This is a genomic window from Lewinella sp. 4G2, assembly GCF_001625015.1.
In the GTDB taxonomy this organism is placed as follows: domain Bacteria; phylum Bacteroidota; class Bacteroidia; order Chitinophagales; family Saprospiraceae; genus Neolewinella.
The window spans coordinates 2,944,414-2,956,994 of the sequence record NZ_LVWJ02000014.1 but is presented as its reverse complement, the minus strand read 5'-3'; the positions used below and the strand labels follow the sequence as shown (position 1 = coordinate 2,956,994).

The window sequence follows — 12,581 nt, the reverse complement described above, 5'->3', positions numbered from 1 at the left end:
GCCTGGATGGGCTACCTTCCGGATATGCCGGGTAAGTCCAATTCCTATACGCACCTTTCCAATTTGGAGCTCAAGCAGTTGTTCCGGGAACAACGAGGCCAATCTACGTCCGTAGCTCCCGCATTGCTGGAGGAATTTAACCGGAGAGGGCTGGCGGTACCTCCACCTCGAAACGAGGCTACGGCAACGCCACCTTCCCCCAAGTCGAAGCCAAAACGATCGGCCTCCTGGTTTGCTTTCGGGCGCGAAGGGAACGAGGCGGTACGGGAAGAATTACTCGATGCTGGTATCACCGCGGATGATCGACAGCCACTGCAGGATCGTGCAGCGGTGGTGCGCCTGGTGTACGTCTGGATCGGGTACTGCATGTGGTGGATGCGGGGGCGCTGGGTCACCTTTAGTTTTCAGGAAAACCAGGATGTCTTTCGGCCGGCGAGCGACTTCAGCCTTGTTCCCCTTTTAGTGCCAACTTTACTACTGATCCTCATCACCATTGGCCTGTACCGGCAAAAGCACTGGAGCTTGGGCATTTTATCCTTTCTTCTGGGCTTTCACGGCTTGGAGGATATTCAGCAAATCATTGCACTTGTTCGCGGATCCGTCCCCTTCAACCTCAGTCTGTATCCAGACTCCGTGATCTCCCTTGGCATTTCAATTTCGCTGGTGGTCCTGTTATTACTGGTGATGCTCCAGCGGGGAATCAACCGGGCGTTTGGGGTGGGCCCGAAGTTCATTCAGAGCTACCTTTTCATTGGTATTTCTATTGGTCTGTTGTACCACGCTGCTTCGGCCATTTTGCTGCGTTCCTACCTCAATTAAATCGCTCGATCCCATGCACCGCGTTATCCTTTTTCTGCTTGCCCTCTTGCTTTGCACCTGCGACAGCGCCCAGCGTGATGATGCGGAGGCGCTGCCGCAGGTGCCGGGTAAAGACCGGATGAATATCCTCTGGCTGACGTGTGAGGACATTAGCCCGATGATCGCTGCCTTTGGCGACAGTACCGCGCGGACGCCGAACCTGGACCGGCTAGCCGCAGCGGGCGTGCGGTTCCCAAATACCTTCAGCGTGGCCGGTGTATGTGCCCCGAGCCGAAACTGCATCGCGACCGGGATGTATCCGATCAGCATTGGCGGCCACAACATGCGGACGACCAGCCGGCAAGAGGATATGGAGGCGCTCGGACTGCCCGGGCCTTACGGTGCCCTCCCGCCACCCGAGGTAAAGATGATGAGCCAAATCATGCGGGAGCACGGGTATTTCACCACGAATAACCAGAAGCACGACTACCAATTCGCCGCCCCGAAAACGGCCTGGGACGAAACCGGACCCCGCGCCCACTGGCGCCACCGGCCGGACCCGGAGATGCCTTTTTTTTCAATCTTCAACATGGAGATCACCCACGAAAGCCAAGTGTGGCGCACGGGGAAAGGGCAGCTCCGTTTCGTGGAAGGCTTCGAAGAGCCGACGGCAAAAATCCACCGCTGGGATGACGTCTGGACCGAGGATGCGGACCGCCCGCCGCTTACCGTGGACCCCGCCGACGTCCCCCTCCCACCCTACCTCGTGGACGATGCCGCCACACGGAAAGACGCCGCCCGGGTCTACTCTAACATCGAGATCATGGACCAGCAGGTGGGCCTGCTCCTGGACCAACTCGAGGCCGACGGGCTGATGGGCAACACCATCATCTTCTTCTATTCCGACCACGGCGGGCCGCTTCCCCGGCAAAAACGACTGCTGTACGATAGTGGGATTCGCGTACCGATGATCGTAAAGTGGCCCGATGAGCGGAAGGCGGGTACGATAGATTCCAGCCTTTTCAGTTTCGTCGATCTCGCACCGACAGTGTTTAGTCTAACCGGAATTGACCTGCCGGATTACCTGCAAGGCCAGGCCATCCTCGGCCCCGCCGCCGCCCCGCCGCGGGACTATGTTTTCGCAGCTTCGGACCGGCTAGATGGCTTTTACGACCGGATCCGAGCCTGCCGGGATAAACGGTATAAATATTTGCGCAACTACTACCCGGAGCGGGGCTACTACCTGCCCGTCGTATACCGGGAACAGATGGCGGCGATGCAGTCTCTACTAATGGGTCGCGATGCGTGTACCCTGACCGACGCACAGGCGCAATGGTTCCGCAAGACCAAACCGACGGAAGAACTTTTTGATACGGAGAATGACCCTTACGAACTACAAAATCTGGCGGACGATCCAGCTTACGCCGGGAAGCTTGCGGAACTAAGGTCGGCCACGGATGCCTGGCTGGCGGAGATAGGTGATTTGGGGGCGGTACCGGAAATCGAACTCGTCCAGCGGTTCTGGGATGGGCTGGAGGTGATGCCCACTACCGGTCGCCCGCAGGCGCGGCGGGATAGCCTCGGAAGGTTTGAATTGTACAGCAAGACGGAGGGCGCGCAAATTGCCTACCAGTTGACGCCGAAGGGAGGCATTCCCGGCCCGTGGCTGGTCTACACCGAACCGCTCGATTACCCACGGGGGGATACGTTGAAAGCCGTTGCCCAACGCATCGGCTACCAGGAGAGTGGAGTTAGTTACGGGCGGTGAGTAATCAGCAACTAGTTGGCGCAATCACCACGTTTGATCGATCACCGACGACCGCTACCTTTAATCTGTACAATGATCCTGACTATGATTAACCACCCCGATTACCTGGCGCTGAATAAAGACCAATGGAACCAGCGCACGGCCATCCACCTGAAGAGTGATTTTTACGATGTTCCCGGCTGGCTGAACGGAGCCCAAAGTCTAATGCCACCCGAACTTGACCTACTACCGAAAGACTTGACTGGACTGAAAGTACTGCACCTACAATGTCATTTCGGACAGGACACCCTTAGCCTGGCCCGCATGGGCGCCGAGGTAACGGGGGTGGATTTAAGTGATGCCGCGATCGCAGCTGCGAAGGACCTCGCCCGGCAGTCTGGTCTGGCGGCCCGATTCATTAATTGTGATCTGTACTCCTTGCCCGATCACCTCGACGAAGCGGCCAGTTTTGACATCGTCTTCACTTCCTACGGCACCATCACCTGGCTGCCGGATCTGGACCGGTGGGCGACGATCATCCGCCAGTACCTGAAGCCGGGAGGGCAGTTCGTCTTCGCGGAGTTCCACAACTTCGCTTACCTGTGGAATGAGGACCGGACGGCCATCAAGTACCCCTACTTCAACGAGCAGCCGATCGTGGAAGAAATTAAATCCACCTATACGGATGGGGACCAGACCGTGACCGGTACCGAAGTGAATTGGGACCACCCCGTAAGTTCCGTCATCACCACCCTCATCCGGGCCGGGCTCACGCTGAATGAATTCCACGAGTTTGAATACTCCCCCTACGCTTGTTTTGACGATATGGTACCGGGGAAAGAAGAAGGCCAGTGGTGGTTAAAACAGTTGCCCGGCCTCATACCTTTGGTCTATAGTTTGCGGGCTACGGCTCATTGACCGAACGCCTTCCACCAGTTCATTCCTCAGACATCCGCTATGCACTACGTTGCCCCTTCCCTACTCGCCGCTGACTTCCGCCGTTTGGACCAGGCCATTGAATTGGTCAATACCTCCGAAGCGGATTGGTTTCACCTGGACGTGATGGACGGGTCTTTTGTCCCCAACATCTCCTTCGGCCAGTTCATCATCGAGCAGGTAGCGCAGGATGCCAAAAAGTACCTGGACGTCCACCTGATGATCGACCAGCCAGAGCGCTACATCGAAAGTTTTGCGCGGGCCGGCGCGACGGGTATCACCGTCCACGCGGAAGCGACGAACCACCTGCACCGGGTGATCCAGCAGATCAAAGAGACGGGTTGTAAAGCGGGGGTTGCTCTGAATCCTCACACCCCCGTCAGCGTACTGGAAAACGTGATCGAAGAGTTAGACCTGGTGTTGATCATGACGGTTAATCCCGGCTTTGGGGGGCAGAAATTCATCTACAACTCCCTGCAAAAGATCCGCCAGGCTTACGACATGATCGTCGTGCGCAACAGCCCGGCCATCATCGAGGTGGATGGGGGGATTGGTTTGCAGAATGCGCAGAAGGTTTTAGAAGCGGGGGCAAGGGTTTTGGTAGCGGGGTCGGCGGTTTTTAAGGCGGAGGATCCTGCTGGGGTTATTCAGCAGTTGAAGGGTATTTCGGGGAATCCTGTTGGTATTGTTTAAATCGATTCTTGCCTTTTACTCGGCTCCCGACCTCCAGGTCGGGCCTGCTAGCTGGTAGTTTGACCTTTAGGTCAAGCCCGCTACCCGGTAGTCTGACCTTTAGGTCAGGCCGAGGAGGCTCCTGAAGACAGATTATCCTACCACTCTTTTGTGACCACCGCGAAGTAGGACCGCAGCTCAAAGTAGCAAAAGCTTCGTCCTATTACCCTGGCATTATCGCGATTTTTCTCCGGCTCCCGACCTCCAAGTCGGGTCTCAAAATTTAGGTCTTCCTGGAGTTTCTTTTTTACCACTTCTTTTGTAGCCAAAAGAAGCAAAAGCTTTGTCCTGTAACCGTGGCTTAACGCGATTTCAGCGGCAGAAAGCTAAAATTTGCCAACTCGCCAATCGATCTGAGCGATGCGCAACCAACTATAGATTGCATCATTTTAGTGGTTCTTCCTCAATCCATCGCACGCTCAAACAGTGCAAATTTCTTAACGCTTTCTCCCGCTGAAATCACTACCACGGTTAAGGGACGGATGACTTCCAAGGCTATAGGTGTCCAGTCTAAAATCTAAAATCTAGCGTCTTAAGTCCCACAACTCAAGGCACAAACCCCAACGGATTCTCCAACACCTCCGCCCCATCAACTCCTGGCGCGCCACCCAGAATAACCTCCCATTCTTTTGTAGGATCAAGATACCGTTGCGCTACATCCCGAATGGTTTCGGGAGTAATTTCCAGGATGGTTTGGGAGAGGTCCGCCAAAAAGGCGTGGGGTTCGTAAGCTTTCAGGATGCCCGCCCGGTGGCGGTAGGCGTGGCCGAAAATGCCATCCAGGTTATTGGAAACGGAACCGCAGAGGTAGGCCCTTACCATCTCTAGCTCCGCTGGACCTACGAGGTCCTGACGTAGGCGTTCGGCTTCGGTGGCAATCTCCTGGCGGACGATGCCGAGACTTTCGTTGGCTACGTCGGCGGAGACGCCGAAGTCGCCGTCGTAGCGGTAGGTATCTACTTCGGATTCGATGCCGTAAGTAAGTCCTTTTTCTTCGCGGATGTTGCGCATCAAGCGGGAACCGAAATAGCCGCCGTAGATGGTATCCAGAACGACGAGGGCGGGAAAGTCTGCACTGCGGATGTCGATGCCGGAACGGCCGATCCTGATCATCGTTTGTTCGGCGCGGGGACGGAGTACCTGAACTACGCGCGGTTTGGCTGGGATCGCAGGCAGCGTACTGGGGGTTGCGACGGGGCCGGACCTTAGTCCGCCGAAAGCCCGTTCCAGCAACTGCAAAACTTCATCGTTCAGTTGTCCAGCAACAAACAGGGTGGCATTCCCGGCGTGATAGTGGGATTGGTAGAATTGACGTACATCCTCCAACTGCAATTCGTCGTATAGTGACTGGGTGCTATTGTAACCGTAGGGGTGGTCCTTCCCGTAGGTCGCCACGGTGATGAGCCGGAAAGCTAGGGTGTCATTGTCGGAAAGATTCTCCCGCAAGCGTTGCTTTCGCTGGCGGACGGAACGCTGGAAGCTCTCCTCCGAATAGTTGGCTTCCGCGACAATTTCCGCCATCATCGGCAAGACTTCCCCGGCAAACCGGAGGGTGGTCGCAACGCTGAGGTTACCCGTATCCATCAGGTCTGGCTGAGTGAGTTGGGTGCCGAATTGCTCGAAGTAGGCTTCGATGTCAGCGCCCGTGTGTTTTGGAGTTCCTTCCAGCAGTAGCTCTTCCGTCAGGGCACTCACCAACTTACCGGGTTCGAAGGACCGGCCTGCATTCCAGATCAACTCCACGCGAAGAACGGGCGCATCCACCCCGCCGAGGGCGACCACCTTCAGTCCGTTGGAAAGCGTAAACCGTTCGGCTGGCAACAAGGCGGGAATGCTCGCCAGGTGAATGGGCGGCGGCAATATCTTCGGTACGGTAGGTTGACTCATTGGGGAGAATAACCGTTTGAGGTGCCTTTTGGTTATCGACTTCGAGTTGCAAGTGGCGAGTAGCGAGTGGCAAGTTGCAAGTTGCAAGTATCGAGGATCCTCCTGCCCAATCAGCCAACCTACCTTTTCTCTCCCGTGTCCCCTTTCCGTAACTTTGCCCTATGCCTAAAAGCCAACTCCTTTTCTTACTTGCCTTCCTCCTTTGCACCAGCGCCAGCGCCCAGGGGTTGGCGGGGGCGAAAAACCAGGACCGCGGGGTGCTCATCTCGGCCGGGTACGGTGTTTTTCAATCTGCCGGCGACCTGGCGGATCGATTTGGTAATGGATTTGCCATCGACGGCGGCGTGAGTTACCTCGGTAAAAAGACCAATTGGGAATTCGGTGTCCGCGCCAACTATGGGTTTGGGAACCAGGTGAACGAAGATGTGGTCGCTGATCTGCGGACGGATCAAGGCTTCATCATCGGCAACATGCGCGACCCGGCCGACATCCAATTACGGCAGCGGCAACTGTTCGTCGGGCCGATGGTCGGGTATACGTTCGGGCTCGGGGCGAGCAAGCGTTCCGGCATCAACGTGCGGACGAGCGTCGGCTACTTCTTCAGTCGGATCCGGGTGCAGCAGGATGCCATTCAGGGTGTGGAGCCGCTTCAGCCAGAGCGGCTGGCGGGTTACGACCGGCTAACCGGTGGCCCGGCGATCTACCAATTCGTGGGTTATCAAATCCTGAGCGAAAACAAACGCATCAACTTTTATGCCGGGGCCGATCTACTGGCCGGCTTCACCAAGCCGCTTCGGGCCTTCGATATTCCTACTGGCGGTCCACTGCCGGATGAGGTTCGAACGGACGTTGCGCTCGGTGCACGCGTTGGCATTGTCATCCCCATCTACATCGGTGAGGGCCGCGAAATTTATTACAAGTGACGCCGATCTACCGGTTGGGTACAGCGCTGTACCACCGAGCCATTCACCTCTACGGTAAGCTGGGCAATCAGCAGGCAGCCCAGTGGGTGGCGGGGCGCGAAGAGCAGATTACTCCCCCCAAACCCTCCGGAAAGCAGCGCGTTTGGATGCACTGCGCCAGCCTTGGTGAATGGGAACAGGGCCGACCGGTGCTGGATGAATTGCAACGCCGCCTTCCCGACTGGGAATTTGTTCTGAGCTTTTTTAGCCCCTCCGGTTACGAGAAATCGAAGGGCCTCGACCTGGTCGATCACGTTCTGTACTTACCTCCAGATTCCCCCACCAACGCCGAAGCCTGGGTGCGGGAATTGGCGCCGGATCTAGCGCTTTTCGTAAAGTACGAATTCTGGTTTTTCCATCTGCAGGCCCTGCACCGGTCGGGCGTTCCTACTTGGTTGGTGGCGGCCAGTTTCCGGCCCGGCCAACTTTTTTTCAAGCCTTACGGCGGTTGGTACCGGCGGATGTTACCGTTCTTCACCGGCATTATTTTGCAGACGGAAGCTGCGCGGCAATTGCTTAACCAAGCAGGCAAGTATCCGCGCAAACGCACCTTCGTGGCCGGCGACCCCCGCATGGACCGCACGCGATCGCTCACCACCATTCCGTTCAGCGATCCGCTCATTGAGGCCTTTTGTGCTCGCCGCCCTACCATTATTGCGGGTAGCGTATGGCCCCAGGATATGGCCGTGTGGGAGGAGGTTTGGGACCAAGTATCGGACCACTGGAACATCATTTTCGCGCCCCACCAACTCAACGAGGCAGATTTGGCGCTGACGCAGGTGCAGTGGAAGGGGGTGCGATACACCACCGCCACTCTGAAGGACGTCGCCTCCAACAACGTACTGATCCTCGATACCATTGGGATGCTGAGTAAAGTATACCGCTACGGCCGGGTAGCCTACGTAGGGGGTGGATTCAAAACGGGCCTCCACAATACCCTGGAACCAATGGCCTACGGACTACCGACGATCTTTGGACCAAACCACGAAAAATTCCCTGAGGCCGCTGTCGCCATCGCCGCCGGTGGGGCCTTCAGCATTAGTGACGGGGAGGACCTCCTGAATAGCCTCCACACCCTCCAGGATGAAGAGCTCTGGCAGGAAGCTCACCAAGCACAAATGACCACCAGCGAACTCAGTGCAGGCGCCGGCAGACGGACGGCCGACATCGTCCTGGCGGGGCTTGCTAATTAGTACTTCGTTACGCAAGGGCAAAGACCAGACTTAACCAAAAGGCTGGCCTTTCGTTAGCAGGGAGTAACTCTACAATCTACGTGACCAATCGATCCACCCAATTACTGTGTACCCGCGTCAGCGCCCTGCTGATTTGTATGCTGTTGGGTGGAGCAATCCTAGGTCAGCAAGAAATGGGCGTTGAAAAAGCCTTACGGCGGACTTACGAGAAGGGCAACCTGCTGAGTGCCATCAGCTCCATGCGGTGGAAAACGGGCGTGACGTTGGCGGGGGCGTCTCTCAACGTCGGGGAATACCGAGATCTCCGGATCCAACTAGCCGGCGGGCGCGCGTACACACTTTACGCTTCGGCGGAAACGGAACGGGCTTACCTCGATCTGCAGCTGCTCGACGCGGATGGCCAGCTACTTGTGGTGGACGCTGGCGATGACGCTACCCCCTTCCTGGAGTTTACCGCGCCGTCAGATGGCCCGTATGTATTGCGAGCCTACCTACGCTCCAGTGACCTACCGCGCCTCGGCGTTGGAATCGGCCTTATGGATACTGATGGATTCACCCTGCCAAGGAGCAGGTATGACTTTGTGGCAAAAAAGTTTTTTGGCAGTCTCGCGGGTTTACGTACCGCAGCCCCGAACGTTAGACTGGATGACACGACTCCAAATTGGCCCGTGCTAGTAGCCTTTGCGGTACCGGAAAACGAGCTGCAGATTGATGGCATCGTCACTTTCCCGGGTGACTATCTATTCGCCCTCAGTAGTGCGCCGGACGCGCCCGATCAAGAACTTTATCTCCTGAACGATGTGGGAGCAGTAGAAGGCCGGAGCAACACGCCAGGGCAAGCACCATTGATCGAAAAAAGATTACAAAAAGGGACCTATTCTTTGAGAATACATAGAGAAAATAATACTTTGCCAAACATTCTTTTTCTAGGAATCCTTCTTAGATAAATCCGGCCTGGCGAAGTGCCAGTCCACAAAACATTTGACTATGGGCAAAGTGCTTAAAGTAATCGAAGTTCTCTCTGAATCATCCAAAAGCTACGAAGACGCGATTCGCAATGCGGTAGAAGATACCGGCAAATCCGTGCGCAACATCCGTTCCGCTTACCTCAACGAGCAATCCGTCACCATCAAGGATGGTAAGGTGGATAAATTCCGCGTGAATGTGAAGATCACCTTCGAAGTGGACGTATAAGTCTACGTATCACGAGGCCTTCGAAAGCTAGCCTTCTGGTAAGCTGAAACGATAGCCACAACAATAAGAAAGGCCCGACGAATCATCGTCGGGCCTTTCTTGATTTAGGGTGGTTGGAAAGTGCCTGCTACTTACTGGAAAGCTGGTTAAGCATCCGGTCCACTTCTTCTTCCCGGCCGTCGCGGTAACCGCTGAACTCCTTGACAATCTTCCCATCACCGTCGATGATGTACATCTGGGGAATGCTACGGAAACCGAGTTGGCTCTGCAGGGCAGAATTGGAATCGACGAGGATATCGTACTCCCAACCTTTGCGGCTAACGAGCGCGGGGATGCGGTTGACCATGTGGCGCTTATCGACGCTGATGGCGAGGAATTGGACATCGAGTTCGTTCTTCCACTTATCGAGGTACTTACTCATATGGTCCAACTCCATGTGGCAGGGTTGGCACCAGGTAGCCCAGACGGCGACGACGGTCACTTGCCCGTTGCCAATCTTATCGGCTAGCTCTACGGACTGGTGATCGACGGTTTTCAGCGTCGGTGTGGGAAAAGCAGCCTGGGCGGACAGTGAACCGGCCATCCCTACGAGGAGCAGGGAGAAAAACAATTGCTTAATCATGTATTTGTATTTGTGGGATTATGAACAGTGAGGTGACCAAAAATATGCATAAGACGCCGTTAAGGTAGTGATAAACCGCAAGTCGCCGGTGACGACCCTTTAACTTAAACTACCGTCGGCTGGAGATGATTAAGCGAAGCTCAGGCTCACTTCTTCATTTCGTAACCACCATACGGATTGGCTTACGCCTGGGTAACGCAGTGGTACCTACGATATTATGCTAGTAAAGACCGAGCAACAGCCAGTCGGCAATCAATTGTCGGTTGCTGGGCTCCAGGATACGTAGTTGATCGGAAGGGTTGGCCATGTTCGCCAGCTCAATGAAGACGCTGCTGGGTTTCGCTTCCCGGAGCACGTGTAGATCGCGAGCGGATACCGTCCCGTCGTACCCACGTCCGGCACGGGTCTTGTCGTACATCTCCCCGATCGTGTTCCGCATGTGGGTGGCTTTCTTCTTCCCGATCATATCGTTCGCATCATGGTAGAAAAAGAGATCTACCCGCTTGTTGCGGTGGCGGCTATCCACGTGGATGCTGATCATGGTTTGGTCGGATAAACCTTTAGCGAGGTTCTGCTCGTAGAGGGCATTGACGATATCGCACCGTTGCCAAAGCCGTTTCTTTTGGTTGAGAGGGATGGCGTCGCCTCCCCAAACGGTTTCGGTTTTGTCCGCCGGGAGGTAGCGCTCGTCCCGAATCCCGTGGGTGTTATCCCGAATGATCATGTAGGGCGTACCGCCGTGGGCGAGGATGTTACGCGTCAGCCGCAGGGCTACGTCGTAGGCGTATTCGTCTTCGTAGATCCGGCGGCCATTTCGTTTAGCCGACGCACCCGGGTCGGGACCACCGTGGCCGGACATGATGTAGTAGATCCGCCCCGCCAAACGGTCATCAATCTTGGGAACGTAGGCGTACTTTTCACCGAAGATGTCGAAGGTGCGGAACTTGCTGCGCGTCGACTGCTCAGGCGCGGGGCCGGTTGGTCGCCCACCGGAGCGGGGGCTGGACTGCACGGGGTTGTCGTCACCAGCCTGTTCCTTGATCCCGTCGTTCTTGGTAATCTCCCCTAAATCTTTGATTTCCTTATCCGGGCTTGGCGTCGGGGTAGGTTTCGAGGCGGAGGGCACCGTCGTCGTTGATTCGACCTTCGGCGGCGTGGGGCAATTGTCGATGTGGAAGGGCACCCATAATTTCTTGTCCTCCCGAAAGTCTTTTTTCCGAACGCCTTTCTCAAGGAGGCCGTCATTGAAGTACTGGATGTCCAGCGCCCGGTTGTAGTTCTTGTTGTTCGTGGTGCTGCGGATGCTCTTCCCGTTGTAGGTCACCTCCTCGATGGGCAACTTGTAGCTACGGCCGACCCGCAGGCCAGCGTTTTTAGGCAACATATTGAGCCGGTAGAACTCATCCAGGTTACAGGGGAATTCCAGCAGCCCGTAGTGGCGCAGAATGGAGTAGACGCCGTCCCCCCGCTTCGCTACCACCGTGACGGCTTCTGCGCTCAGGGAGACCGAGCAACAGAGCAGGCACAGGAAGAGGAGGGTTAGTTTTTGGGGGAACATAAGTTGGTGAAAGCTAGACGGAACAATGCACGGACAGTGGTAGGCGAAGGTACGAAAGCCACTTCCTTATCGTAGCAAACAGCTAACGTTTTAGACGGGTGACTGATTATTAAGGCCGTATTAAAATGTGGCGGGTACCGTAAGCGACCAAATTTGCGGAAAGGACTAACCAGTACCGTGGCGGCTCACCTTTTACGTAAGACTTACCCGGCACTCCTCCCTCGTCCCGCCAACCGCCGTATCATTGTGACCGTGACTACCCTGGAGCAAATCGCCCACCTTTTACGCTGGGAAATCAAAACGGAGTGGCGGGACCGCAGCGCCATCAGCAGCGTATTCCTGTACGTGGCGGTGACGGCGACGATCGTTTACCTGGCGATCACCAACTTTTCGGCGATGACGTTCAATGCCGTGCTGTGGATCGTCCTGTTCTTTGGCGCCCTGGTCGCCAGCGGACGTAGTTTCTTGCGGGAAGGGGGCCGGCGTCACCTCTATTATTACCAACTGGCGAGCCCGGAGGCCCTGCTGGCGAGTAAGTGGATCTACAATACACTGATCATTTGGATCGTGTCGGGGCTGAGCTATGGCATCCTTACCTTTTTCGCGCGGGAATCCTACCTGTTTGAGACGGGAGCCTTCCTGGCCGCCATCGGGCTGGGTGGGATCGGGCTGTCGGCCGTCCTCACTTTTGTGGCGGCGATCTCTGCTCGGGCCGGGGGGAATGGAACTTTGATGGCCATCCTTTCGCTACCCTTGCTTACTCCCCTACTCTACCTGCTGGTCAATTTAGGAGGAAATGCTTTTGGCCTGACGTCTGGCCAGGCGGGAAGCATCATTATTTACCTCGCGGCCCTCGATTTGATTGGACTGGCCGTTGGCCTGGTGCTATTCCCCTTCGTGTGGAGGGATTGACCGTTGATGGAACGGCCGCAAGAAAAACCCCGGCCAGTTG

12 protein-coding genes are annotated in these 12,581 nt (G+C 56.1%); 9 read left to right on the top strand and 3 right to left on the bottom strand.

What is annotated here, in order from left to right; translation table 11 throughout:
- Positions 1–24: 24 nt before the first annotated feature.
- The 4 genes from A3850_RS12330 to rpe all read left to right on the top strand — a co-directional run bounded on the left by A3850_RS12330 (position 25) and on the right by rpe (position 4,174).
- Positions 25–819, top strand: coding sequence for a hypothetical protein (locus A3850_RS12330; protein WP_068216925.1), 795 nt, complete (start codon positions 25–27; stop codon positions 817–819).
- A 13-nt stretch (positions 820–832) separates the two neighbouring features.
- A complete protein-coding gene (locus tag A3850_RS12325; RefSeq protein ID WP_068216920.1) occupies positions 833–2,566 on the top strand; it encodes a sulfatase-like hydrolase/transferase in 1,734 nt (577 codons plus the stop codon).
- A gap of 84 nt (positions 2,567–2,650) precedes the next feature.
- The gene (locus A3850_RS12320) at positions 2,651–3,463 is read left to right on the top strand and encodes a bifunctional 2-polyprenyl-6-hydroxyphenol methylase/3-demethylubiquinol 3-O-methyltransferase UbiG (protein WP_068219743.1); all 813 of its coding nucleotides are present in this window, start codon (positions 2,651–2,653) and stop codon (positions 3,461–3,463) included.
- Positions 3,464–3,502: 39 nt separating this feature from the next.
- A complete protein-coding gene (rpe, locus tag A3850_RS12315; protein ID WP_068216918.1) occupies positions 3,503–4,174 on the top strand; it encodes a ribulose-phosphate 3-epimerase in 672 nt (223 codons plus the stop codon).
- 585 nt (positions 4,175–4,759) lie between these two features.
- Here rpe and A3850_RS12310 read toward each other — a convergent pair.
- Positions 4,760–6,100 (bottom strand): pitrilysin family protein, encoded by a 1,341-nt coding sequence (locus A3850_RS12310; protein WP_068216916.1) that lies wholly within the window; start codon positions 6,098–6,100, stop codon positions 4,760–4,762.
- A gap of 161 nt (positions 6,101–6,261) precedes the next feature.
- Here A3850_RS12310 and A3850_RS12305 point away from each other — a divergent pair, with 161 nt between their 5' ends.
- The 4 genes from A3850_RS12305 to A3850_RS12290 all read left to right on the top strand — a co-directional run bounded on the left by A3850_RS12305 (position 6,262) and on the right by A3850_RS12290 (position 9,449).
- Entirely contained in the window at positions 6,262–7,023 is a 762-nt protein-coding gene (locus tag A3850_RS12305; protein WP_068216913.1) for a hypothetical protein, read from the top strand.
- Positions 7,020–8,255 (top strand): 3-deoxy-D-manno-octulosonic acid transferase, encoded by a 1,236-nt coding sequence (locus A3850_RS12300; protein WP_068216912.1) that lies wholly within the window; start codon positions 7,020–7,022, stop codon positions 8,253–8,255. Before A3850_RS12305 ends, A3850_RS12300 begins: the two co-directional genes overlap by 4 nt.
- A gap of 80 nt (positions 8,256–8,335) precedes the next feature.
- Entirely contained in the window at positions 8,336–9,202 is an 867-nt protein-coding gene (locus A3850_RS12295) for a hypothetical protein (RefSeq protein ID WP_157501107.1), read from the top strand.
- A gap of 40 nt (positions 9,203–9,242) precedes the next feature.
- On the top strand, positions 9,243–9,449 hold the full coding sequence (locus A3850_RS12290) for a dodecin family protein (RefSeq protein ID WP_068216910.1): 207 nt from the start codon (positions 9,243–9,245) through the stop codon (positions 9,447–9,449).
- Positions 9,450–9,576: 127 nt separating this feature from the next.
- Here the strand turns inward: A3850_RS12290 and A3850_RS12285 are convergent, their stop codons facing one another.
- The gene (locus A3850_RS12285) at positions 9,577–10,071 is read right to left on the bottom strand and encodes a TlpA disulfide reductase family protein (RefSeq protein WP_068216909.1); all 495 of its coding nucleotides are present in this window, start codon (positions 10,069–10,071) and stop codon (positions 9,577–9,579) included.
- Positions 10,072–10,291: 220 nt separating this feature from the next.
- A complete protein-coding gene (locus A3850_RS12280) occupies positions 10,292–11,629 on the bottom strand; it encodes an N-acetylmuramoyl-L-alanine amidase (protein WP_068216907.1) in 1,338 nt (445 codons plus the stop codon).
- 153 nt (positions 11,630–11,782) lie between these two features.
- Here A3850_RS12280 and A3850_RS12275 point away from each other — a divergent pair, with 153 nt between their 5' ends.
- On the top strand, positions 11,783–12,541 hold the full coding sequence (locus A3850_RS12275) for a heme exporter protein CcmB (protein ID WP_197494045.1): 759 nt from the start codon (positions 11,783–11,785) through the stop codon (positions 12,539–12,541).
- Positions 12,542–12,581 lie beyond the last annotated feature (40 nt).